Source organism: Streptomyces sp. AC558_RSS880, from assembly GCF_019049255.1.
Lineage (GTDB): Bacteria > Actinomycetota > Actinomycetes > Streptomycetales > Streptomycetaceae > Streptomyces.
The window spans coordinates 349089-371141 of record NZ_JAGMUJ010000030.1 but is presented as its reverse complement, the minus strand read 5'-3'; the positions used below and the strand labels follow the sequence as shown (position 1 = coordinate 371141).

The 22053-nt window shown below is 70.4% G+C and carries 24 protein-coding genes; 15 read left to right on the top strand and 9 right to left on the bottom strand.

Annotated elements, in window-relative coordinates; all coding sequences use genetic code 11:
• Positions 1-67: 67 nt before the first annotated feature.
• From KUM38_RS13680 to KUM38_RS13655, 6 genes are all read left to right on the top strand, one after another.
• Complete coding sequence (locus tag KUM38_RS13680; protein ID WP_028959305.1) at positions 68-808, top strand: response regulator transcription factor; 741 nt, start codon at positions 68-70, stop codon at positions 806-808.
• Positions 805-1917 (top strand): HAMP domain-containing sensor histidine kinase, encoded by a 1113-nt coding sequence (locus KUM38_RS13675; protein WP_217129596.1) that lies wholly within the window; start codon positions 805-807, stop codon positions 1915-1917. The genes KUM38_RS13680 and KUM38_RS13675 overlap by 4 nt, the downstream gene beginning before the upstream one ends.
• A 291-nt stretch (positions 1918-2208) precedes the next feature.
• Positions 2209-6036, top strand: coding sequence for a multifunctional oxoglutarate decarboxylase/oxoglutarate dehydrogenase thiamine pyrophosphate-binding subunit/dihydrolipoyllysine-residue succinyltransferase subunit (locus tag KUM38_RS13670; protein WP_217129595.1), 3828 nt, complete (start codon positions 2209-2211; stop codon positions 6034-6036).
• Positions 6037-6116: 80 nt separating this feature from the next.
• Positions 6117-6296 (top strand): DUF6104 family protein, encoded by a 180-nt coding sequence (locus tag KUM38_RS13665; RefSeq protein ID WP_003992906.1) that lies wholly within the window; start codon positions 6117-6119, stop codon positions 6294-6296.
• 319 nt (positions 6297-6615) lie between these two features.
• On the top strand, positions 6616-7488 hold the full coding sequence (locus KUM38_RS13660) for a DUF4097 family beta strand repeat-containing protein (protein ID WP_217129594.1): 873 nt from the start codon (positions 6616-6618) through the stop codon (positions 7486-7488).
• Between the two features lies 1 nt (position 7489).
• The gene (locus KUM38_RS13655; protein ID WP_217129593.1) at positions 7490-8527 is read left to right on the top strand and encodes a PadR family transcriptional regulator; all 1038 of its coding nucleotides are present in this window, start codon (positions 7490-7492) and stop codon (positions 8525-8527) included.
• 46 nt (positions 8528-8573) lie between these two features.
• Here KUM38_RS13655 and KUM38_RS13650 read toward each other — a convergent pair whose 3' ends face one another.
• From KUM38_RS13650 to KUM38_RS13635, 4 genes are all read right to left on the bottom strand, one after another.
• A complete protein-coding gene (locus KUM38_RS13650; protein ID WP_217129592.1) occupies positions 8574-9137 on the bottom strand; it encodes a Clp protease N-terminal domain-containing protein in 564 nt (187 codons plus the stop codon).
• A complete protein-coding gene (locus KUM38_RS13645) occupies positions 9137-9346 on the bottom strand; it encodes an HTH domain-containing protein (RefSeq protein WP_030219802.1) in 210 nt (69 codons plus the stop codon). Before KUM38_RS13645 ends, KUM38_RS13650 begins: the two co-directional genes overlap by 1 nt.
• A 107-nt stretch (positions 9347-9453) precedes the next feature.
• Positions 9454-10419 (bottom strand): zinc-binding dehydrogenase, encoded by a 966-nt coding sequence (locus KUM38_RS13640; RefSeq protein ID WP_217129591.1) that lies wholly within the window; start codon positions 10417-10419, stop codon positions 9454-9456.
• A gap of 163 nt (positions 10420-10582) precedes the next feature.
• Positions 10583-11821: an NADP-dependent malic enzyme gene (locus KUM38_RS13635; RefSeq protein WP_217129590.1), complete on the bottom strand. Its 1239-nt coding sequence runs from the start codon at positions 11819-11821 to the stop codon at positions 10583-10585.
• 583 nt (positions 11822-12404) lie between these two features.
• Here KUM38_RS13635 and KUM38_RS13630 point away from each other — a divergent pair.
• The 3 genes from KUM38_RS13630 to KUM38_RS13620 are packed head-to-tail and all read left to right on the top strand — an operon-like array spanning position 12405 to position 15135.
• Positions 12405-13361, top strand: a complete 957-nt coding sequence (locus KUM38_RS13630; RefSeq protein ID WP_217129589.1) for an ABC transporter substrate-binding protein — start codon at positions 12405-12407, stop codon at positions 13359-13361.
• A 32-nt stretch (positions 13362-13393) separates the two neighbouring features.
• Positions 13394-14329 carry an amino acid ABC transporter permease gene (locus KUM38_RS13625; protein ID WP_217129588.1) on the top strand — a complete coding sequence of 312 codons (936 nt, stop codon included), beginning with the start codon at positions 13394-13396 and terminating at the stop codon, positions 14327-14329.
• A 53-nt stretch (positions 14330-14382) separates the two neighbouring features.
• Positions 14383-15135, top strand: coding sequence for an amino acid ABC transporter ATP-binding protein (locus KUM38_RS13620; protein ID WP_217129650.1), 753 nt, complete (start codon positions 14383-14385; stop codon positions 15133-15135).
• A 57-nt stretch (positions 15136-15192) separates the two neighbouring features.
• Here the strand turns inward: KUM38_RS13620 and KUM38_RS13615 are convergent, their stop codons facing one another.
• Positions 15193-15963, bottom strand: a complete 771-nt coding sequence (locus KUM38_RS13615; RefSeq protein WP_217129587.1) for a trans-aconitate 2-methyltransferase — start codon at positions 15961-15963, stop codon at positions 15193-15195.
• Between the two features lie 100 nt (positions 15964-16063).
• Here KUM38_RS13615 and KUM38_RS13610 point away from each other — a divergent pair, with 100 nt between their 5' ends.
• A complete protein-coding gene (locus tag KUM38_RS13610; RefSeq protein WP_073932419.1) occupies positions 16064-16714 on the top strand; it encodes an ABATE domain-containing protein in 651 nt (216 codons plus the stop codon).
• On the opposite strand, the gene sodX is transcribed toward KUM38_RS13610, so the two are convergent.
• Positions 16597-17031, bottom strand: a complete 435-nt coding sequence (gene sodX / locus KUM38_RS13605; protein WP_217129586.1) for a nickel-type superoxide dismutase maturation protease — start codon at positions 17029-17031, stop codon at positions 16597-16599. The two genes, KUM38_RS13610 and sodX, sit on opposite strands and share 118 nt — an antisense overlap.
• Before the next feature lie 146 nt (positions 17032-17177).
• On the opposite strand from sodX, the gene sodN reads away from it, so the two are divergent.
• On the top strand, positions 17178-17573 hold the full coding sequence (sodN, locus tag KUM38_RS13600) for a superoxide dismutase, Ni (RefSeq protein ID WP_004983535.1): 396 nt from the start codon (positions 17178-17180) through the stop codon (positions 17571-17573).
• Between the two features lie 271 nt (positions 17574-17844).
• On the opposite strand, the gene KUM38_RS13595 is transcribed toward sodN, so the two are convergent.
• Positions 17845-18408: a hypothetical protein gene (locus KUM38_RS13595; protein WP_217129585.1), complete on the bottom strand. Its 564-nt coding sequence runs from the start codon at positions 18406-18408 to the stop codon at positions 17845-17847.
• Between the two features lie 196 nt (positions 18409-18604).
• On the opposite strand from KUM38_RS13595, the gene KUM38_RS13590 reads away from it, so the two are divergent.
• The 4 genes from KUM38_RS13590 (at position 18605) to KUM38_RS13575 (ending at position 21552) form a co-directional block, all read left to right on the top strand.
• Positions 18605-19876: a hypothetical protein gene (locus tag KUM38_RS13590; protein ID WP_217129584.1), complete on the top strand. Its 1272-nt coding sequence runs from the start codon at positions 18605-18607 to the stop codon at positions 19874-19876.
• 75 nt (positions 19877-19951) lie between these two features.
• Positions 19952-20374, top strand: a complete 423-nt coding sequence (locus tag KUM38_RS13585) for a helix-turn-helix transcriptional regulator (RefSeq protein ID WP_217129583.1) — start codon at positions 19952-19954, stop codon at positions 20372-20374.
• 9 nt (positions 20375-20383) lie between these two features.
• Positions 20384-20812: a VOC family protein gene (locus KUM38_RS13580; protein WP_217129582.1), complete on the top strand. Its 429-nt coding sequence runs from the start codon at positions 20384-20386 to the stop codon at positions 20810-20812.
• A complete protein-coding gene (locus tag KUM38_RS13575) occupies positions 20809-21552 on the top strand; it encodes a VOC family protein (RefSeq protein ID WP_217129581.1) in 744 nt (247 codons plus the stop codon). Before KUM38_RS13580 ends, KUM38_RS13575 begins: the two co-directional genes overlap by 4 nt.
• Here KUM38_RS13575 and KUM38_RS13570 read toward each other — a convergent pair.
• Together KUM38_RS13570 and KUM38_RS13565 are read right to left on the bottom strand one after the other, a co-directional pair.
• Positions 21549-21791, bottom strand: coding sequence for a hypothetical protein (locus KUM38_RS13570; protein WP_217129580.1), 243 nt, complete (start codon positions 21789-21791; stop codon positions 21549-21551). The genes KUM38_RS13575 and KUM38_RS13570 overlap by 4 nt on opposite strands.
• Positions 21792-21800: 9 nt before the next feature.
• A complete protein-coding gene (locus KUM38_RS13565; protein WP_217129579.1) occupies positions 21801-22034 on the bottom strand; it encodes an LITAF-like zinc ribbon domain-containing protein in 234 nt (77 codons plus the stop codon).
• Positions 22035-22053: the final 19 nt, after the last annotated feature.

Genomic DNA, 22053 nt, shown 5'->3' with positions numbered 1-22053 from the left:
TCGCAGTGATGCGCAGACGACGGATCACCCCACGGATTCCGGAAAAAGCACACCTCAGGGGCGGGCGATGGAGCAGACACAGACCTCCCACAACGGCACGGCCACGACCACCCCCGGCGCCCAGCGCAGGGTTCTGGTGGTGGAGGACGACGCGACGATCGTGGACGCCATCGCGACGCGCCTGCGCGCCGAGGGATTCCTGGTGCAAACGGCGGGCGACGGTCCGTCCGCGGTCGACACGGCGGAGGCCTGGCAGCCCGACCTGCTGATCCTCGACATCATGCTGCCCGGCTTCGACGGCCTGGAGGTCTGCCGGCGCGTGCAGGCCCAGCGGCCGGTGCCGGTGCTGATGCTCACCGCGCGCGACGACGAGACCGACATGCTGGTCGGGCTGGGCGTCGGCGCCGACGACTACATGACGAAGCCCTTCTCCATGCGGGAGCTGGCGGCACGCGTGCACGTGCTGCTGCGACGCATGGAGCGGGCGGCCCTCGCGGCGACGACCCCGCGCAGCGGCATCCTGCGCCTGGGCGAACTGGAGATCGACCACGCGCAGCGCAGGGTGCGGGTGCGCAGCGAGGACGTCCATCTGACCCCCACCGAGTTCGACCTCCTGGTGTGCCTGGCGAACACCCCCCGCGCGGTGCTCTCCCGTGAGCAGCTGCTGGCCGAGGTGTGGGACTGGGCGGACGCCTCCGGCACCCGCACGGTCGACAGCCACATCAAGGCGCTGCGCCGGAAGATCGGCGCCGAGCGCATCCGCACCGTGCACGGCGTGGGGTACGCCCTGGAGACGCCGACGCCATGAGCGACGGGCCGGCCGGACGCAGAGGCCCCGGGGCGCGGCAGCCCTGGGGCGGTGTACGCCCGTTCTCGATCCAGACCAAGCTGGGCGCGCTGGTCGTCGTCTCGGTCCTGATCACCACGGGGCTGTCGGTGATCGCCGTGCACACCAAGACGGAGCTGCGCTTCATCACGATCTTCTCGATGATCGCGACGCTGCTCATCACGCAGTTCGTGGCGCACTCGCTCACCGCGCCGCTGGACGACATGAACGCCGTGGCCCGCTCCATCTCGCACGGCGACTACACCCGCCGGGTGCGGGAGAACCGCCGGGACGAGCTCGGCGACCTGGCCCAGACGATCAACGTCATGGCCGACGAGCTGGAGGCCCAGGACCTCCGGCGCAAGGAGCTGGTCGCCAACGTCTCGCACGAGCTGCGCACGCCCATCGCGGGTCTGCGCGCGGTGCTGGAGAACATCGTCGACGGCGTCACGCAGGCCGATCCCGAGACGATGCGCACGGCCCTGAAGCAGACCGAGCGCCTCGGACGCCTCGTGGAGACGCTCCTCGACCTGTCCCGCCTGGACAACGGCGTGGTCCCGCTGAAGAAGCGGCGGTTCGAGGTGTGGCCGTACCTGTCCGGCGTGCTGAAGGAGGCCAACATGGTCGCCTCGGCCCGCGCGGGCATGGCCTCCGGATCGGGCAGCCACACCCGTACGGACGTCCATCTGCACCTCGACGTGTCGCCGCCGGAACTCGTCGCGCACGCCGATCCCGAACGCATCCACCAGGTCGTCGCCAACCTGATCGACAACGCGGTCAAGCACAGCCCGCCGCACGGCCGGGTGACGGTCCGGGCGCGACGCGGGGACCGGCCGGAGTCGCTGGAGCTGGAGGTGCTGGACGAGGGGCCCGGCATTCCGCGGGCCGAGTGGCACCGCGTCTTCGAGCGGTTCAACCGGGGCAACGTCAACCGGCCGCACGGTCCGGGCAGCGACGGCGGCACCGGTCTCGGCCTGGCGATCGCCCGCTGGGCCGTCGATCTGCACGGCGGCCGGATCCGCGTGGCCGAATCCGAGCGGGGCTGCCGAATGCTCATCACCCTTCCGGGAGCGTCGTCCGCACCAAGTTGACGTAAAGTTCGAAGCGGAGCCGCAAGATCCGTCCGTGTTCGCGCTGACGGACACGTGTGATCAGGCAGAGGCCCGCGCGAGCTGCGCGCCGGGGCCCGCCCGGGCGATCCCTGACATCGGTCGAAGAATCGAAACCAGGGTTGTTTCCCGCCATTTCCCGCGCCGAAACACCTGCCGCAATGTGACTTACGCGACGATGAACGGGCCCGGCCTGACCTTCTCGCTCTTGGGGGCGTAGCCTTTATTTCCGCTGTCCATCATCTTGCGAAGCGGAAGAGGGCGGTTGACGCCGTGTCGCCACAGTCCCCCAGTAACTCGAGCATCTCGACCGACACCGACCAAGCGGGTAAGAACCCCGCTGCGGCCTTCGGTGCCAACGAATGGCTCGTCGACGAGATCTACCAGCAGTACCTCCAGGACCCGAACTCGGTGGACCGAGCCTGGTGGGACTTCTTCGCCGACTACAAGCCGGGCGCGCCTGCCGCCTCGGCTCCGGCGGGTACCGCGGCCGCGGGGGCCGCGGGAACCACCACCCCGGCCCAGCCGGCCGCTCCGGCCCAGCCGGCCGCTCCGGCCCGGCCCGCCGCGCCCGCTCCTGCGGCCGCGCAGCCCGCCGCCGCTCAGCCGGCCGCCCAGGCGCCCGCCGCCCCGGCCCAGGCTCCCGCCCCGGCGAAGGCCGCCGCGCCTGCCGCGCCCGCCGCCAAGCCGGCCGCCGCGAAGCCGAAGGCCGAGCCCGCCACCGAGGCCAAGGCCGGTCCCGAGCAGGTCACCCTGCGCGGCCCGTCCGCCGCCGTGGCGAAGAACATGGACGCCTCCCTGGAGCTGCCCACGGCCACGTCCGTGCGCGCGGTCCCGGTGAAGCTGCTGTTCGACAACCGCATCGTCATCAACAACCACCTCAAGCGGGCCCGGGGCGGGAAGATCTCCTTCACGCACCTCATCGGCTACGCGATGGTCCAGGCCATCAAGGCCATGCCGGCGATGAACTACTCGTTCGCCAAGGTGGACGGCAAGCCCACCCTGGTGAAGCCGGAGCACGTCAACCTCGGTCTGGCCATCGACCTGGTGAAGCCCAACGGCGACCGCCAGCTGGTCGTCGCGGCCATCAAGAAGGCCGAGACGCTGAACTTCTTCGAGTTCTGGCAGGCCTACGAGGACATCGTCCGTCGTGCCCGCGACAACAAGCTGACGATGGACGACTTCACCGGCGTCACGGTCTCCCTGACCAACCCCGGCGGCCTCGGCACCGTCCACTCCGTGCCGCGTCTGATGCCCGGCCAGTCGGTGATCATGGGCGTCGGCTCCATGGACTACCCGGCGGAGTTCCAGGGCACCTCCCAGGACACCCTGAACAAGCTCGGCATCTCCAAGGTCATGACGCTCACGTCGACCTACGACCACCGGGTGATCCAGGGCGCCGCCTCCGGCGAGTTCCTGCGCGCGGTCGCCAACCTCCTGCTCGGCGAGAAGAACTTCTACGACGAGATCTTCGAGGCGCTGCGCATCCCCTACGAGCCGGTCCGCTGGCTCAAGGACATCGACGCCTCCCACGACGACGACGTCACCAAGGCCGCCCGCGTCTTCGAGCTGATCCACTCCTACCGGGTCCGCGGCCACGTCATGGCCGACACCGACCCGCTGGAGTACCGCCAGCGCAAGCACCCCGACCTGGACATCGTCGAGCACGGCCTCACCCTGTGGGACCTGGAGCGCGAGTTCGCCGTCGGCGGCTTCGCCGGCAAGTCCCTGATGAAGCTGCGCGACATCCTCGGCGTGCTGCGCGACTCGTACTGCCGCACCACCGGCGTCGAGTTCATGCACATCCAGGACCCCAAGCAGCGCAAGTGGATCCAGGACCGCATCGAGCGCTCGCACACCAAGCCGGAGCGCGAGGAGCAGCTGCGCATCCTGCGCCGGCTGAACGCGGCGGAGGCCTTCGAGACCTTCCTGCAGACGAAGTACGTCGGCCAGAAGCGCTTCTCCCTGGAGGGCGGCGAGTCCGTCATCCCGCTGCTGGACGCGGTGCTGGACTCGGCCGCCGAGTCCCGCCTGGACGAGGTCGTCATCGGCATGGCCCACCGCGGCCGGCTGAACGTGCTGGCCAACATCGTCGGCAAGTCGTACGCGCAGATCTTCCGCGAGTTCGAGGGCAACCTCGACCCGAAGTCGATGCACGGCTCCGGCGACGTGAAGTACCACCTGGGCGCCGAGGGCACCTTCACCGGCCTGGACGGCGAGCAGATCAAGGTCTCCCTGGTCGCGAACCCCTCGCACCTGGAGGCGGTGGACCCGGTCCTGGAGGGCGTCGCCCGCGCCAAGCAGGACATCATCGGCAAGGGCGGCACGGACTTCACCGTCCTGCCGGTGGCGATCCACGGCGACGCGGCCTTCGCGGGCCAGGGCGTGGTGGCCGAGACCCTGAACATGTCGCAGCTGCGCGGCTACCGCACCGGCGGCACGGTCCACGTCGTCATCAACAACCAGGTCGGCTTCACCGCCGCCCCGGAGTCGTCGCGCTCGTCGATGTACGCGACGGACGTGGCCCGCATGATCGAGGCCCCGATCTTCCACGTGAACGGCGACGACCCGGAGGCCGTGGTCCGCGTCGCGCGGCTCGCCTTCGAGTTCCGCCAGGCGTTCAACAAGGACGTGGTGATCGACCTCATCTGCTACCGCCGCCGCGGTCACAACGAGTCGGACAACCCGGCCTTCACCCAGCCGCTGATGTACGACCTGATCGACAAGAAGCGCTCGGTGCGCAAGCTGTACACCGAGTCGCTCATCGGTCGCGGCGACATCACCCTGGAAGAGGCCGAGCAGGCGCTCCAGGACTACCAGGGCCAGCTGGAGAAGGTCTTCACGGAGGTCCGTGAGGCCACCTCGCAGCCGGCGACGGTCGAGCCGTCGGACCCGCAGGCCGAGTTCCCGGTCGCCGTGAACACCGCGGTGACCACGGAGACCGTCAAGCGGATCGCCGAGTCCCAGGTCAACATCCCCGACCACATCACCGTCCACCCGCGCCTGCTGCCGCAGCTGCAGCGCCGGGCGGCGATGGTCGAGGACGGCACGATCGACTGGGGCATGGGCGAGACCCTCGCCTTCGGTTCGCTGCTCCTCGAGGGCGTCCCGGTCCGCCTGGCCGGCCAGGACTCCCAGCGCGGCACCTTCGGCCAGCGCCACGCGGTCATCATCGACCGCAGCACGGGCGAGGAGTACACGCCGCTGCAGTACCTCTCCGAGGACCAGTCGCGGCTGAACGTCTACAACTCCCTGCTGTCCGAGTACGCGGCGATGGGCTTCGAGTACGGCTACTCGCTGGCCCGCCCCGACGCGCTCGTGCTGTGGGAGGCGCAGTTCGGCGACTTCGTCAACGGCGCGCAGACGGTCGTGGACGAGTTCATCTCGTCGGCGGAGCAGAAGTGGGCCCAGACCTCCGGTGTGGTCCTGCTCCTCCCGCACGGCTACGAGGGCCAGGGCCCGGACCACTCCTCGGCCCGCCCGGAGCGGTTCCTGCAGCTCTGCGCCCAGAACAACATGACGGTCGCGATGCCGACCTCGCCGTCGAACTACTTCCACCTCCTGCGGTGGCAGGTGCACAACCCGCACCACAAGCCGCTGGTCGTCTTCACCCCGAAGTCGATGCTGCGCCTGAAGGCCGCGGCCTCGAAGGCGGAGGAGTTCACCACGGGCCAGTTCCGCCCGGTCATCGGCGACGCCTCGGTCGACCCGGCCGCGGTGAAGAAGGTCGTCTTCACGGCCGGCAAGGTCTACTACGACCTGGAGGCCGAGCGGCAGAAGCGCGGCGCGACGGACACGGCGATCATCCGCATCGAGCGCCTGTACCCGCTGCCGGGTACGGAGCTCCAGGCGGAGATCAAGAAGTACCCGAACGCCGAGAAGTACCTGTGGGCCCAGGAGGAGCCGGCGAACCAGGGTGCCTGGCCGTTCATCGCGCTCAACCTGATCGACCACCTCGACCTGGCGGTCGGTGCCGACCTCCCGCACGCCGAGCGTCTGCGCCGCATCTCGCGGCCGCACGGCTCGTCGCCCGCGGTCGGCTCCGCGAAGCGCCACCAGGCCGAGCAGGAGCAGCTGGTGCGCGAGGTCTTCGAGGCGTAACCGGAGGCCTTACGCGGGCGGGCCGCACCCCTCTCACGGGGGTGCGGCCCGCCCGTTTTCCTGCACATATCCTTGTCCTCATGTACTTCACGGACCGTGGCATCGAGGAACTGGAGAAGCGGCGCGGGGAGGAGGAGGTCACCTTCGAGTGGCTGGCCGAGCAGCTGCGCACGTTCGTCGACCTCAACCCCGACTTCGAGGTCCCGGTGGAACGCCTGGCCACCTGGCTGGCCCGTCTGGACGACGAGGACGACGAGTAACCGCGGTACCCGCGTACTCGCGTACCCGCGTACCCGCGCATCCGCGTATCCGCGTATCCGCGGGCAGTCGTGCCGCAGGGCGGCACGGGTGGGTGCGACGGCACCCCGTGAGCGCCGGGCTGCGCGAACGCCCCCGCCCAGTACCAACACGGTGCACACCGGCGCAGGCACACATCACCCTCGGCACGGTCACACCTCACAGGCCGACGGATCACCAGAACGAGTGTCTTGACTTTCCCCTGCCGCGATATATCGTGAATCACGTAAGACGCGATATGCCGCGTAGTCGTCGACCGCTTCGTTCCCAGGAGGTCCACCCATGCCCGAATGGTCCGTCGCGGAACCCACGAAACTCACCTTCGACACCCCCGTGAGCGACCTGCACGTCCGCATCGTCAACGGCACCGTGAACGTCGTGGGCACCGACGAGGACTCCGCCCACCTCCAGATCTCCGAGGTCGAGGGCCCGCCCCTGGTCGTCACCCAGAAGGGCGGCACCCTCACGGTGGCCTACGACGACCTCCCCTGGAAGGGCTTCCTCAAGTGGCTGGACCGCAAGGGCTGGCGCCGCAGCGCGGTGGTCTCCCTGGCCGTTCCGGCACGGACCCGGGTCGAGGTGGGCGTGGTCGGCGCCGGCGCCGTGATATCCGGCATCCGGGGCCCCGCCGCGGTGAGGGGCGTCGCCGGCGACACCACCCTGGTCGCCCTGTCCGGCCCGGTCCGCGCGGAGACCGTGTCCGGGAGCGTGGAGGCCCAGTCCGTCACCGGCGACCTCCGCTTCGCCTCCGTCTCCGGCGACCTCACCGTCGTCGAGGGCTCCGGCTCCTCCGTGCGGGCGGACACGGTCGGCGGATCCATGATCGTGGACCTCGACCCCGACGGCCCCACCGACGTCAAGCTGACCAGCGTCTCGGGCGAGATCGCCATCCGGCTGCCGGACCCGGCGGACGCCGAGGTGGAGGCCAACACCGCGAGCGGCGCGATCTCCAACGCCTTCGACGGCCTCCGGGTGCAGGGCTTGTGGGGCGCCCACAAGCTCACCGGCCGGCTCGGCGCGGGCAGCGGCAAGCTGCGCGCCACCACCGTCTCCGGCTCCATCGCCCTGCTGCGCCGCCCGGCCGGGGAGGACGAGCCCGAACCGCGGGACGGCTCGGGGGACAATGCCGGTACGACCGAGAAGAAGGTGCTCTGACATGCCTCCCGTCTTCGCCCACGGACGCCTCCGCCTCTACCTGCTGAAGCTGCTGGACGAGGCCCCGCGCCACGGCTACGAGGTGATCCGCCTCCTCGAGGAGCGCTTCCAGGGGCTGTACGCACCGTCGGCGGGCACGGTCTATCCGCGCCTGGCCAAGCTGGAGGCGGAGGGTCTGGTCACCCACACCACCGAGGGCGGCCGCAAGGTGTACTCCATCACGGACGCCGGACGCGCCGAACTGGCCGACCGCAGCGGCGAGCTGGCCGATCTGGAGCTGGAGATCCGGGAGTCGGTCGCCGAACTGGCCGCCGAGATCCGGGCCGACGTCAGCGGCGCGGCGGGCGATCTGCGCCGCGAGATGCGGGCCGCGGCCGGCAAGGCCCGCCAGAGCCGTACGGGCGGGGCGTCCGTCGAAGAGGAAGGCCTTTTCGGCGAGTTCGGGGTGTTCGGCAACAAGGACGCCTGGCACGCCGCCAAGGAGGAGATGCGCCGCGCCAAGCAGGAGTGGAAGGAACAGGCCCGCCGCGCCAAGGACGAGAGCCGGCGCTCCCGCGAGGAGGCGCAGCGCGCCCGCCGCCAGGCCAAGGAGGCCCAGGACAGGGCACAGGAGGAGGTGCAGCGCATCGCGCGCCAGGTCCAGGAACAGGTGCAGCACCACTTCGCCCGGGGCGACTGGCCGACGGGGCTGCGTGAGGGCCTCGGCGAACTGGCCAAGGAGATGAGCGAGTTCGGCAAGGACTTCGCCTTCGGCCGTACCGGCGCGGGGACCTCCGGCAAGGCCTCGGAGCCGTCGTACTCCCGGACCCCCGAGGATTTCCCCGCCGACTACGCCCCGTCCTGGGCGCACGAGGACGCCTCGGACTCCACCGGCGACCCGGCCCGCGACCTGGACCGCCTGCTGGACCGCTTCCGGGACGACATCCGTGACGCGGCCCGCGACCACGGCGTCACGGCGGACCAGCTCCGCGACGCCCGCCGCCATCTGTCCACGGCGGCGGCCCACATCGGGGTGATACTGCGCGCGCCGAAGCGGTGAGTCTCCTGGCCCGGCCCACTCCGACCGGGCCGGGCCCGCGTCGGCGTCAGCCCGCCTTGGCCTCGCCGCCCCCGTGAAGGACCCGGGTCACGGACTCGTACGTCACGCCGTGGTCGGCGAGGACCTCGGCGGGGACGCCGGGTCGGGCGGTGAGGGCGAGCAGAATGTGCTCGTCGCCGATACGGCGGTCGCGCAGGGCGGTGGCGGCGCGCAGGGCGCCCGTGAGGACGTCCTTGGCCGCACGGTCGAAGGGTCGGTGTCCCGACCTCCGCCCCCCGGCCTTCCGGTGGCCGGACAGGGCCCCGGTCCCGTGCGTCTCCTCCACCCGGGCCACGATCTCCGACACGTCGATGCCGAGCCCGGCGAGGGCGTCGGTCTCGGCCTGCGTCAGCCCGGCCCGGCGCCGGGCCTCCCCCAGCGCCGCCCGCACCGACTCCCGTCGCTCACCGGCACCGAGGGCGGCCAGTGCGAACGAGGCCCGGCTCCCTTCCCGGTCGAGCAGGGCCAGCAGCAGATGCTCGGCACCGACCCGTTCGGCTCCCGTCCCCTCCGCGTGCTCGACCGCCCCCTTCACCACGTCCCGGGCGTCCTTCGTGAACCGCTCGAACATCAATGCCTCCCGTACTTCTTGTGCACGGCCTGCCTGCTGACCCCGAGCTCGGTGGCGATCTCCTGCCACGACCAGCCCTGATGGCGCGCGTTGCGCACCTGCACGGTCTCCAGTTGCTCCAGCAGCCGGCGCAGGGCGGCGACGGCCCGCAGGCCGACCCGTGGGTCGCGATCGCCCGCCCGCTCGGCGAGGTCGGTTGCCTCAGTCATGATGTCAACTTACGTTGACACCCTCTCGATGTCAACTCGAGTTGACATGCCGACGGCCGGCCCGGAGACCCGGACCGGCCGTGAGAAGAGCGGGCGGAACCCCGCCGTCAGGGATGCGTGAGCACGATCTTGCCGAACTGCCCCCCGGACTCCATCCGTTCGAAGCCCTCCCGCGCCCGGTCCATGGGCAGCGCCTCGTCGATGACGGGCCGTACACCGGTGGCGGCGCAGAAGGAGAGCAGGTCCTCCAGCTCGTCCTTGGTGCCCATGGTCGACCCGACGACCTTGAGCTCCAGGAAGAAGATCCGGGTCAGCTCGGCGTGCGAGGGCCGGTCACCGCTGGTGGCGCCGGAGATCACCAGCGTGCCGCCGGGGCGCAGCGACTTCACCGAGTGGGACCAGGTGGCCGCCCCCACGGTCTCGATCACGGCGTCGACCCGCTGCGGCAGCCGCGCCCCGGGCTCCACCGCCTCCACGGCGCCGAGCTCCAGCGCCCGCTTGCGCTTGGCCTCGTCCCGGCTGGTGGCGAAGACCCGCAGCCCCGCGGCCCTGCCGAGCACGATCGCGGCGGTGGCGACGCCACCCCCGGCCCCCTGCACCAGGACGGAATCCCCGGGCCGCACCCCGGCGTTGGTGAACAGCATCCGGTACGCGGTCAGCCAGGCGGTCGGCAGACAGGCGGCCTCCTCGAAGGAGAGCTCCTTCGGCTTGGGCAGGACGTTCCAGGTGGGCACGGCGACCTGCTCGGCGAACGTGCCCTGGTAGCGCTCGGTCAGGATGGACCGGGGCTCGCGGGGGCCCACCCCGTGGCCACTCTGTCCGATCACCGAGTGCAGGACGACCTCGTTGCCGTCCTCGTCGACGCCGGCGGCGTCACAGCCGAGGATCATCGGCAGCTTGTCCTCCGCGAGGCCCACGCCCCGCAGGGACCAGAGGTCGTGGTGGTTGAGGGAGGCGGCCTTGACCGTGACGGTGCTCCAGCCGGGCCGGGACTCGGGAGCGGGACGCTCTCCCAGCTCCAGACCCGCGAGCGGCTGGTCGCGGTCGATTCGGGCGGCGTAGACGGCGAACATGACCTTGACGATAGGTTCCCCGCCCCGCCGAAGGAACCAGGCCCGACTGTGAGACACGCCCTCTTGCCACCCGGCGGGCCCCGCCACCCGGGCGGCCCAAGCCCCCGGCAAAGAAATGGGCCCCGCCCACCCGGGGACGGGGCCCATCGGCGATCCGCGCGTCTCAGCGGCGGGCGACACCCTCCGCCCGGGCTGCCGCGGCCACCGCCGCCGTCACCGCGGGGGCGACCCGCTCGTCGAACGGGGACGGGATGACGTAGTCGGCGGCGAGATCGTCACCGACCACCGAGGCCAGCGCCTCGGCGGCGGCCAGCTTCATCCCCTCGGTGATCCGGGAGGCCCGCACCTGCAGCGCGCCCGCGAAGATCCCGGGGAACGCCAGCACGTTGTTGATCTGGTTCGGGAAGTCCGACCGCCCGGTGGCCACGACCGCCGCGTACTTGTGCGCGACCTCCGGGTGCACCTCGGGGTCGGGGTTGGCCATGGCGAAGACGAACGCGCCCTCGGCCATCGACGCCACCGCCGCCTCCGGCACCGTGCCGCCGGAGACCCCGATGAAGACGTCGGCACCGGCCAGCGCCGACTCCAGCGAGCCCGAGAGGCCGGCCTTGTTGGTGAACGACGCCAGCTCCGCCTTGATCGGCGTGAGGTCCTCGCGGTCCCGTGACACGACGCCCTTGCGGTCGGCCACGGCGACATCGCCGACACCGGCCTCGATCAGCATCTTGGCGATGGCGACACCCGCGGCGCCCGCGCCCGAGATCACGGCGCGCAGATCACCGAGGGCGCGTCCGCTCAGCCGCGCGGCGTTCCGCAGCGCGGCCAGCGTCACGACCGCCGTGCCGTGCTGGTCGTCGTGGAAGACCGGGATGTCCAGCCGCTCCTGCAGCCGCTTCTCGATCTCGAAGCAGCGGGGCGCGGAGATGTCCTCCAGGTTCACCCCGCCGAAGGACGGGGCGAGCCGGACCACGGTCTCGACGATCTCGTCCACGTCGGTGCAGTTCAGGGCGATCGGGACCGCGTCCACGCCGCCGAACTGCTTGAAGAGGATGGCCTTGCCCTCCATCACCGGGAGGGACGCCTCGGGCCCGATGTCACCGAGCCCCAGCACGGCCGTGCCGTCCGTCACGACGGCGACGACCTGTGACTTCCACGTGTAGTCGTGGACGAGCTCCGGCTGCTCGGCGATCGCGCTGCACACCTTCGCGACGCCGGGCGTGTACGCCAGGGACAGATCGTCCTTGTCACGGATCGGCACAGTGGCCTGCACAGCCATCTTGCCGCCGCGGTGCAGCGCGAACGCCGGGTCGAAGGAGTCGAGGGGCTCGGCCCCGTCGCCCTGCTCCGTATGACCGTTCCGGCTTTCGCTGTCGCTGCGAGGATTGACAATCTCCGCTGCCACTTGGTTTTACCCCTTAAGTATTCATGGTTTGAGGGTTGCCACTCCTGGTGAGGGGTGGGCGGGACCGCGCAAGGCCCGGAGGGTTGATGCGTACGGGCCGAACACGACGGGCGCGCCGCACACGCGCCCTGAGCCCCGGATGAGGGGTGTAAAGAACCTTCTTACCGGACGGACGCCACCGGCGACGAGTCCATAACGCGAAGGTCACATACCGCCGCCCCGCATTGTCACCCGATACAAGGACAAGGTCGGCGTCCACCACCGGCAAGCCCACAATCGGAACAAAAGCCACGGCGAACGAGTCCACATCCTGGAATGAGCCGAAGATCTTCCGGCTGGAGTGAAGGATTCCCGCAGACTGTCCGGTCGGATGTCCTGGAGTGATGCGGTTCGGGTGTCGCCCGTTATCTGATTTTGACATCGCGGGCCCCCTGAATGGCTCAGACCGAATGGCAAGATGCCGTAATCGCACGAGGTCGCGACACTCGAAGACGTGTGTTCTCGTCGACCTGCGGCGCTGCCGATACCCGTCGGCAGTGGCCCACCCATCGGCATCTCCACCCATCCGCCGGAGGAACCCACCATGACCGCAAGCACCACCCGTCGTACCACCGCCGCGAGGTCCCGGACAGCAGCGGTCGGCGCGATCGCGGTCGCAGGCGCACTGCTTCTCACCGGTTGCGGTGACCAGACGGACGAGGGCAACGACGTCAGCACCTCCGAGACGTCCGCCGCTCCCCTCGCCGACAAGCTCCCGGACGACATCCGCAAGGCGGGCGTCATCAAGGTGGGCTCGGACATCGCGTACGCCCCGGTCGAGTTCAAGGACGGTTCCGGCAAGACCGTCGGCATCGACCCCGACCTCGCGGACGCCATGGGCAGGCAGCTCGGCGTCAAGTTCGAGTTCGAGAACGGCACCTTCGACACCCTGATCACCGGTCTGCGCTCCGACCGGTACGACATCGCCATGTCCGCGATGACCGACACCAAGGACCGCCAGGAGGGCGTCGACTCCGAGACCGGCAAGAAGGTCGGCGAGGGCGTCGACTTCGTCGACTACTTCACCGCGGGTGTCTCGATCTACACCAAGAAGGGCGACGACCAGGGCATCAAGACCTGGTCCGACCTGTGCGGCAAGAAGATCGTGCTCCAGCGCGGCACGGTCTCGGAGGACCTCGCCAAGGCCGAGGCGGAGAAGTGCCCCACGGGCGAGAAGCTCACCATCGAGGCCTACGACAACGACCAGCAGGCCCAGACCCGCCTGCGCGCGGGCGGTGCCGACGCCGGTTCCTCCGACTTCCCGGTCGCCGCGTACGCCGTGAAGACCTCGGGCGGCGGCAACGACTTCCAGCTGGTCGGCGAGCAGGTCGAGGCCGCCCCGTACGGCATCGCGGTCGCCAAGGAGGACACGCAGCTGCGGGACGCCCTCAAGGCCGCGCTGGACGAGATCATCAAGAACGGCGAGTACCAGAAGGTCCTGGACAAGTGGGGCGTCGCGGAGGGCGCCGTGAAGGAAGCCACCATCAACGGCGGCAAGTGACCGCGGCCGAGCGGCGCTGAAAGGCAACACCCGTGACTGACATCGACAAGACGACGGGCCCGGCCGGCACACCCCCGGCCGGTCCGGAGGCCATCAGGGCCATCCCGGTCCGGCACTACGGGCGGTACGTCTCCGCCGTCATCGCCCTCGTCCTGCTCGGCGGGATCGTCTACGCGTTCTCCCAGGGCAGGATCAACTGGGACGCGATCCCCGAGTACTTCCTCGACGACCGCGTCCTCGACGGCGTCGTCAAGACGCTGCTGATCACCGTGCTGGCCATGGCGATCGGTATCTTCGGCGGCATTCTGCTGGCCGTGATGCGCCTGTCGAAGAACCCGGTGACCTCGACGATCGCGTGGTTCTACATCTGGTTCTTCCGCGGCACCCCGGTCCTGGTGCAGCTGGTGGTCTGGTTCAACCTGGGCCTGGTCTTCGAGTACATCAACCTGGGACCGGTCTACAAGGACGAGTGGTCGCAGTTCATGACCCCGCTCCTGACGGTGCTGCTGGGTCTCGGCCTCAACGAGGCCGCGTACATGGCGGAGATCTGCCGGGCCGGTCTGCTCTCGGTCGACGAGGGCCAGACCGAGGCGTCGCACGCGCTGGGCATGAGCCACGCGAAGACGCTGCGCCGGATCGTCATCCCGCAGGCGATGCGCGTGATCGTGCCGCCGACGGGCAACGAGGTCATCAACATGCTGAAGACGACCTCGCTGGTCTCGGTCGTCCAGTACTCCGAACTGTTCCGGGTCGCGCAGGACATCGGTCAGAGCTCCGGTGCCCCGGCCGAGATGCTGTTCCTCGCCGCGGCCTGGTACCTGCTGCTGACCTCGGTCTTCAGCGTCGGCCAGTACTACCTGGAGCGCTACTACGCCAAGGGCTCCACGCGCCAGCTGCCGCCGACGCCGTGGCAGAAGGTCAGGGCGAACATGCTCTCCCTCGGCCGCCCGAAGGGAGGCATGGCATGAGCGGGCAGAAGCTCGGCAGGACGGACACGCCCGTGAAGGGTTCCGTCGTCCCCATGGTCAAGGCGGAGGGCGTGCACAAGTCCTTCGGCCACGTCGAGGTCCTCAAGGGCATCGACCTGGAGGTGAAGACCGGCGAGGTGTTCTGCCTCATCGGCCCCTCCGGCTCCGGCAAGTCCACCTTCCTCAGGTGTATCAACCACCTCGAGAAGATCAACGCCGGACGTCTGTACGTCGACGGGGAGCTGGTCGGCTACCGCCAGAAGGGCGACAAGCTGTACGAGCTCAAGGACAGCGAGGTCGCCCTGAAGCGCCGGGACATCGGCATGGTCTTCCAGCGCTTCAACCTGTTCCCGCACATGACGGCCGTCGAGAACGTCATGGAGGCGCCGGTCCAGGTCAAGGGCGTGAGCAAGGGGCAGGCCCGGGAGCGCGCGATGCAGCTCCTGGAGCGCGTGGGCCTCGGCGACAAGGCCGGGAACTACCCCGCGCAGCTCTCCGGCGGCCAGCAGCAGCGCGTGGCGATCGCGCGGGCGCTCGCCATGGATCCCAAGCTGATGCTCTTCGACGAGCCGACCTCGGCGCTCGACCCGGAGCTGGTCGGTGACGTCCTCGACGTCATGCGCGACCTCGCCGAGTCCGGTATGACGATGGTCGTCGTCACCCACGAGATGGGCTTCGCCCGTGAGGTGGGCGACAGCCTGGTCTTCATGGACGGCGGTGTGGTGGTCGAGTCGGGCCATCCGCGCGACGTCCTGACCGACCCGCAGCACGAGCGCACGAGGGCGTTCCTGTCCAAGGTGCTCTGAGCGGACACGCGAAGGGGCGGTACGGAGTCCGTACCGCCCCTTCGCGTTCTCCTCCGGCTACTTCAGTGCCAGCAGCAGGGTGTCCGACGGCGAGCACCACACCGGCCGCGCCTCCCCGAACCCCTTCTCGCGCAGCACGCGCGCGTGCCAGGCGGCCGACGGCATGTCGCCTTCGGCGTGCTCGCCGTAGATCTCGAACCGGCGGGCCGTCGGTCCGGCGAGGACCGGGTCCTTCGCGGCGAGCTGCCACCACTGGGCCCAGTCGAGGGCACCGTCCCGCTTGGCCTGATCCATGCGGGTGTGGCGCAGGGCGCGCTCGGCCGCGTTGATCCGGGGCGTGGTGTCGTCGATCATGTGGTCCGCGTTCATGAAGACACCGCCGTCGCGGACGAGCCCCGCGATGTGCCCGTAGAGGTCCGCGAGAGGTTCCCGGTGCAGCCAGTGGAGGGCGGTCGCGGTCAGTACGGCGTCGTAGGAGTCGTGGGGCAGCTTCGCCGGCCACTCGGGGTCCTTGAGGTCGGCCGTCACGAAGGAGACCCGCTCGTCCCCCGCGAACGTGCCCTCCGCGATGGCGAGCAGCGCCGGGTCCAGGTCGACGCCGGTGCTGGTGGCGTCCGGGAACCGGTCGAACAGCCGGGCGGTGATGCTGCCCGTGCCGCAGGCGAGGTCGAGCACGCGCGGCGCGGTGCCGACGAGGGCCTCCACCATGTCGAGCATGACCCGGAAGCGTTCCTCGCGGTCCGGCATGTACCACTCCTGCTGCCGGTCCCAGCTCTCCTGCCAGGCCCGCCAGTCGGCGGTGGCCGTGGTGGTGTCCGCGTCCGTCATCGAGCGCCTCCCTCACGTACGTCCCGTAATACCCTGGATGCGGAATCGTCTGTTACCCGACCGCGCTCATGACGATAGATCTCCTGCGTAAGGACTACAAGTGGAACTGGCCTATTACTCGGATTACGCCGTACGCCTCGTCAACACCGAGGAACCGGCCCGGGGCAAGGACACGCTCACCTCCGTCGAGGCCGTCCGCGATCTGTTCGGCGCCAACCAGTCGGCCGCCCGGCGCACCACCGACGCCGATGTGACGCGGTTCCGCTCGGTCCGGGCCAGGCTCCGCTCGGTCTTCGAGGCGGCGGACGGCGGCGACGAGACCCTCGCCGTCGACCTGCTGAACTCACTGCTGCTGGAGTTCCCGGTCAGCCCGCAGATCTCCGGCCACGACTTCCGCGACGACGACGGCCGCCCGCTGTGGCACATGCACCTGGCCGACCACCCGTCCAACGCCACCGCCGGCTACGCCGCCATCGCCGCGATGGGCCTGGCCTTCCACCTCACCGAGTACGGCGTGGACCGCCTCGGCCTGTGCGAGGCGTCGCCCTGCCGCAACGCCTACCTGGACACCTCCACCAACCGCTCCCGCCGCTACTGCTCCGACCGCTGCGCCACCCGCGCCAACGTGGCCGCCTACCGCGCCCGCAAGCGCCTGGAGGCCGACCGGCCGGAGAGCACGGGCCGGGCCGACGACAGCGCCCAGCCCACCACGGCCAGCGGCGAACGCCGCTCGGAGCCGCGCGGCCGGTAGCGGAACCGGACCCGGCCGAGCACCAGCTCGTCGGGCACCACCCCGTAGTCGGTGCTGTCACCGCCCGCGAACGCGTTGTCCCCGAGCACCCACCAGCCGCCCTCGCGTCGCTCGGCGGCCCGCTTGACGACGAGCAGGTCCTGCTGGAACGGATGCCGCAGCACGATCACGTCCCCGCGTTTGACCCGGGCGCCGTAGTGCACCAGGAGCCGGTCCCCGTGGTGCAGCGTGGGCACCATGGACGGCCCGGTCACCTCGGCCACCCCGAAGGGCAGCGGCGCCCTCGCCCGCTCGGCGTCCTGCGACAGCTCCGGCATCACCCGGCACCTCCCCGGTTCGTCCTCCACCAGTCCCAGTCTCACCCCGGACTTTTGTCCTAAGCCCGCGGGGGCACCCGCGAAAAGCCGTCCGCCACGGAGTAATCTCCCGTGTGAGAAGACGATCACGAGGAAGGAAACGCTCCATGCTTTCCCGCCTGTTTGCCCCCAAGGTCAAGGTCAGCGCCCACTGCGACCTGCCCTGCGGCGTGTACGACCCGGCCCAGGCCCGCATCGAGGCGGAGTCGGTGAAGGCCGTCCAGGAGAAGATGGCCGGCAACGACGACCCGCACTTCCAGGCCCGCGCCACGGTCATCAAGGAGCAGCGCGCCGAGCTGGCGAAGCACCACGTCTCCGTGCTGTGGAGCGACTACTTCAAGCCCCCGCACTTCGAGAAGTACCCGGAGCTGCACCAGCTGGTCAACGACACCCTGAAGGCCCTCTCGGCCGCCAAGGCGTCGACGGACCCGGCCACCGGCCAGAAGGCGCTGGACTACATCGCCCAGATCGACAAGATCTTCTGGGAGACCAAGAAGGCCTGATCTTCGATCGTGCCTTTTGACCTGCGATTTCCTTGGTTGCAGTGTCTCCGAGTCCGCACCCGGTCCGCAGGCCGCCGAGCACGGCGGCCATGACGGCCCGGGTGCGGTCTTCTTCGCCCGGCCGCGGGTGGGCGTGGATCCGCGGTGTGACGACGGCGGACGCGTGGCCGAGGACGAGGACGAGCCGCACCTGCTCGACGCCGGCGACACCGGCGCCACCCTCCGCTTCCGCGTCGAGCGCACGGTCCGGCCGATTGCCGCTCCCGGACCTCTAGCCCTGCGACGGCGCGGTCCGGCGGCGGTAGTAGGCGATCCCGAGAGCGATGGTGATGGGTCCCCATGCGGCGATGGGGGTGACGCACACCGTCGCAAGCGCCTCCCAGGCGTCGTTGGTGTATCCGGCGTTGTCGGCGATGCCGTACAGGGTGAGCTTGCGACCGTCGCCGATCGGGATGTTGGTGAACAGCAGGGTGAGGATCAGGCCGCCGAGGATGGCGGGGACGGCGGCCGCCATCGGCCGGACGCGTTTGCCGCCGATGATCGGGATCCAGGTGGGTGCCACCTCTCCCCAGCCCCGGACCAGCCCGATGGTCAGGATCGCGATCACTTCCGATAACACGCTGAGCCCGAGGACGTACGGGATGCTCGCCCAGTAGGGCGGCATGTCGAGATCCTGAACCTGCCCCATCTCGAAGTGCAGGGCGAAGGGCAGCCGCCACAGGCACGACGGCAGCAGAATCAGCGGAAGCGCGTAGGCCAGGCGCATGGCCCAGCGGGGAACGGGCCGCTCGGTGTCGCTGACGGGCGGGGGCGTGTGAAGGATCTCCAGCTTCATGGCCTCATCCTCGCAAAGCAGGCACAGTCGGGGATCACCCCTACGGGCCGAACCGCTACCCCGCGCGAAGGACGCCTTACCGGGCGGCATCCCCCGCAGGGGGGATGCTCGCCGTGTCGGCCTCGAGGTGCTTCGTGAGCGGACGCAGGGGGTGCTGGGCGGTCCGTTGTCCGACCTGCTTCCTATGCTTCGCCGCATGCCGAACGAACTCACGTCACGTCATGGCGTCGACGAGCCGATCTCCTGGTCGGCCTCCGAGATGGTGGTCCACTACTCTGTCGCCGCTCCGAGCGAAGCGGACGCTCGCTCGGTGGCCTCGGAATTGACGCGCCGTGGACACCGGTGGGTGACCGTGCGCCCGGTGTACCTTCCGCATCTGGACCCCGGGAACCGGCTGTTCGGCAAGCCCGAGTTCTCCCGGCCCGAGCTGGAGGGTTGGTGGAGCGTCGACAGCCTCGTGGACGAGGAAGCTCCCGACCGGGCCTCGGAGTTCCACCAGCACGACTGCGAGAAGGCGGCTGTCGAAGCCGTCGGCAGGGCGCACGGCGGTTTCTGGAACGGCGGATCCCAGGCCAACCGGGAGACCAAGCTGTCCGGATTCGACCGCCGAGGGCTGGTCCACGAACTCGACCAGAAGCACGCCCACCGCGTTCGGCGCGACGTGGTCTCGGGCTTCCCTCCACCGGTGAAAGAGCCGGCTCCGGCCACGCCGCTTCAGCGCACCACCGCCGAACGTCCCTTTCCACCCGTGCTCGAGTGTGTGCGGCAGGTCGCCCGTGACCAGGAAGCTCAGCAGGGCAGGCTGCCCGACGGAATCGCCTGGTGGCTCACCGCCGAGGCCGACGGCTTCTCCGACGATCGCGAAGTCGTCTTCGAACTGGCCGACTCGGTCATGCATCAGGGCACCTGCTACCCGCACACCGCCGACGAGATTCCCCTGCTGGCCGGTCTCGCAGGCCACGAGGACATCCGTCCCGCGCACCGAGCCGTCCTCACCACGTTCTTGTTCGAAGCGGCCACCATCGGGCAGCGCCTGGCCGCTTCCGGGGCCGACCGCAGGGTCGCCCTGGGCCTTCCGCTGGAGGAGACGGTGGACGAACTCGCCGCCCGCCGTGCGGTCGAAGCCGCAGCGCCGTGTCTTCTGGGCCGCTGGGACAGCGAGGACGAAGCCGTACGGTTCACCCTCGCCGCCCTCGCGGCGGCAACCCGGCACAGCGCCTCGAGCACACGCATCCGGCACCTGGCCGAGCGCTGGACCACGGGGCCCCGGAGGGACGCTCTGCGTCTTGCGGCCGTCCTGGCCGAAGCCGACGACGCGGAGGTGGCCACCGTTCTCCGCGACATCGTCGAGAGCGGTGTCGTTCCTCCCAGCAGGGTCCCGAGTCCTCTCGCGCCCACCCGCGGCGCGGCGCTCAACCTGCTCAAACCCCTGGTCGAGCGGGAGATGTCTCCTCTGCCGGCCCCATGAGGCAGCGCTGCGGGCCCCGCCCTGATCCGCCTTTCCGTGACGGCGCACCGTCGCGGGGCGTGGGATGCTGGGCGGATGGAGCTGGAGGATCTGGTGCGGCTGCGGCGGGCCCGGGACCGGATGGACCGGGAGTACGCCGAGCCGCTCGACGTCACGGAGCTGGCACGGACCGCGCTGATGTCGCCCGGTCACTTCCAGCGCAGCTTCCGCGCGGCGTACGGGCAGACGCCGTACTCCTATCTCATGACCCGGCGCGTCGAGCGTGCCAAGGCGCTGCTGCGGCGGGGCGACCTCACGGTGACGGAGGTGTGCATGGCGGTCGGCTGCACCTCGCTCGGGTCGTTCAGCTCGCGGTTCACCGAGCTGGTCGGGGAGACGCCGAGCGCGTACCGGGCCCGGTCGCACGAGGAGAGCGCGGTCATCCCGCCGTGCGTGGCGCGGATGTACACCCGGCCGGTCCGGGGCCGGGCGCGGGTCGATCCGAGCGAAACCTTTTAGCGTGGGCACATGGACACAGGAAACGATGTACGGCTCGCCCAGTGCTTCATCGCCGTCGACGACCACGACAAGGCGCTGGCCTTCTACCGTGACGTGCTGGGTCTCGAGGTCCGCAACGACGTGGGGTTCGAGGGGATGCGCTGGGTGACGGTCGCCTCGCCGGAGCAGCCGGACGTGGAGATCGTGCTGGAGCCGCCCGCCGCGAACCCGGACGCCTCCCCCGGTGACAAGCAGGCGATGGCCGAGCTGTTGGCCAAGGGCATGCTGCGCGGGGTCAACTTCACCACCACCGACTGCGACGCCCTCTTCGAGCGCGTCCGCGCCGCCGGTGTGGACGTGCTCCAGGAGCCGGTGGACCAGCCGTACGGGGTGCGTGACTGCGCGTTCCGCGACCCGGCGGGGAACATGCTGCGCTTCATGGAACGTCCCCGGCGGTGAGCGTCCGCTGGACGTACGCCTTCATCGACCGGCCCGCGTCCGGGGCCGGCCGGGCCGGTGAGTTCTGGACGGCCGTCACCGGGACGCGGCTGTCCGAACCGAGCGGCGGCAGCGGGGAGTTCGTGACCCTGCTGGCGGACGGTGCCGATGCCTGCGTGGGGATGCAGAGGATCGTTTCGGGCCGGGGCGGCGCTCATCTCGACTTCTCCGTGGACGACCTGCCCGGGTTCGTCGCGGACGCGCTGCGGCTGGGCGCGGAGACGGTCGGCGAGCACGAGGGGTGGGCCGTACTGCGGTCGCCCGCGGGGCAGTTGTTCTGCGCGGTGCCCTGGCGCGGGGAGTCGGTACGGCCGCCCGTCGTCCACGGCAGCCGTCTGGACCAGGTGTGCCTCGATCTCCCGCCGTCCGGCTACGACGCGGAAGTCGCCTTCTGGAGCGGGCTGTTGCCCGGCTGGGACGCGGTGCCCGGTTCACTCCCCGAGTTCCATGTGATCAGACCGCCGGCCGGGCTGCCCGTACGCATCCTGCTCCAGCGGCTGGAGGAGGAACGGCCGGTCGCCGCACATCTGGACCTCGCCTGCGCCGACATCGGTGCGACCCGGGAACGGCACGAGGAGCTCGGCGCCGTGTGCGTGGCCGTGTTCGGCCACTGGACGGTGATGCGGGACCCGGCGGGCGGTACGTACTGTCTGACCGGCCGGGATCCGGAGACGGGCGGACTCCCCCGCCGGCCGGACTAGTCGGTGGTGAGGAGGCAGGCGGTGACCACCGCGCCGTCCTCGACGCCGGGCGGCGGCTCGGGGACGGGGCACCTCGCCTCCCGGTCCTCCGGGAGGTCGGGCGTGGGGCTGGGGTCCGTCCTCTCCCAGCCGGCCGGGGGCGGCGGTTCGGCCGTGTCCCGCAACCACAGGGTCAGTCCGCCCCCGACGATCACGACGGCCGTCCAGATGCCCACGCCCCACCGCCACACCGCGCCCATGCCGCAACGTTAGCGCCGGGTGGGGGCCTGACGCACGGCGTCCTTCCGCGTCGGTCCCGCCTCGGTGTCACCGGGGCGTTCGGCTCGTCCGCTCTCCCCGGCCTCGTGGGATTCCTTGCATCTCGGGTTGCGGCACGGGCCGCGCACCCACACCGGGACCCACGCGCCCAGCGTCTTGTGGCGCCGGACCACCGTCTCCACCGGCTGCCCGCAGGCGGGACAGACGGGTCGTTCGCTGTCCATGTCCCCAGGGTAGGCCCGG

Bases quoted from the DNA above. Each gene is read 5' to 3' on its own strand.
- KUM38_RS13680 (WP_028959305.1), top strand. From the start codon at position 68: ATGGAGCAGACACAGACCTCCCACAACGGCACGGCCACGACCACCCCC.
- KUM38_RS13675 (WP_217129596.1), top strand. From the start codon at position 805: ATGAGCGACGGGCCGGCCGGACGCAGAGGCCCCGGGGCGCGGCAGCCC.
- KUM38_RS13665 (WP_003992906.1), top strand. From the start codon at position 6,117: ATGTACTTCACGGACCGTGGCATCGAGGAACTGGAGAAGCGGCGCGGG.
- KUM38_RS13660 (WP_217129594.1), top strand. From the start codon at position 6,616: ATGCCCGAATGGTCCGTCGCGGAACCCACGAAACTCACCTTCGACACC.
- KUM38_RS13655 (WP_217129593.1), top strand. From the start codon at position 7,490: ATGCCTCCCGTCTTCGCCCACGGACGCCTCCGCCTCTACCTGCTGAAG.
- KUM38_RS13650 (WP_217129592.1), bottom strand. From the start codon at position 9,137: ATGTTCGAGCGGTTCACGAAGGACGCCCGGGACGTGGTGAAGGGGGCG.
- KUM38_RS13645 (WP_030219802.1), bottom strand. From the start codon at position 9,346: ATGACTGAGGCAACCGACCTCGCCGAGCGGGCGGGCGATCGCGACCCA.
- KUM38_RS13640 (WP_217129591.1), bottom strand. From the start codon at position 10,419: ATGTTCGCCGTCTACGCCGCCCGAATCGACCGCGACCAGCCGCTCGCG.
- KUM38_RS13630 (WP_217129589.1), top strand. From the start codon at position 12,405: ATGACCGCAAGCACCACCCGTCGTACCACCGCCGCGAGGTCCCGGACA.
- KUM38_RS13620 (WP_217129650.1), top strand. From the start codon at position 14,383: ATGGTCAAGGCGGAGGGCGTGCACAAGTCCTTCGGCCACGTCGAGGTC.
- KUM38_RS13615 (WP_217129587.1), bottom strand. From the start codon at position 15,963: ATGACGGACGCGGACACCACCACGGCCACCGCCGACTGGCGGGCCTGG.
- sodX (WP_217129586.1), bottom strand. From the start codon at position 17,031: ATGCCGGAGCTGTCGCAGGACGCCGAGCGGGCGAGGGCGCCGCTGCCC.
- sodN (WP_004983535.1), top strand. From the start codon at position 17,178: ATGCTTTCCCGCCTGTTTGCCCCCAAGGTCAAGGTCAGCGCCCACTGC.
- KUM38_RS13595 (WP_217129585.1), bottom strand. From the start codon at position 18,408: ATGAAGCTGGAGATCCTTCACACGCCCCCGCCCGTCAGCGACACCGAG.
- KUM38_RS13590 (WP_217129584.1), top strand. From the start codon at position 18,605: ATGCCGAACGAACTCACGTCACGTCATGGCGTCGACGAGCCGATCTCC.
- KUM38_RS13585 (WP_217129583.1), top strand. From the start codon at position 19,952: ATGGAGCTGGAGGATCTGGTGCGGCTGCGGCGGGCCCGGGACCGGATG.
- KUM38_RS13580 (WP_217129582.1), top strand. From the start codon at position 20,384: ATGGACACAGGAAACGATGTACGGCTCGCCCAGTGCTTCATCGCCGTC.
- KUM38_RS13570 (WP_217129580.1), bottom strand. From the start codon at position 21,791: ATGGGCGCGGTGTGGCGGTGGGGCGTGGGCATCTGGACGGCCGTCGTG.
- KUM38_RS13565 (WP_217129579.1), bottom strand. From the start codon at position 22,034: ATGGACAGCGAACGACCCGTCTGTCCCGCCTGCGGGCAGCCGGTGGAG.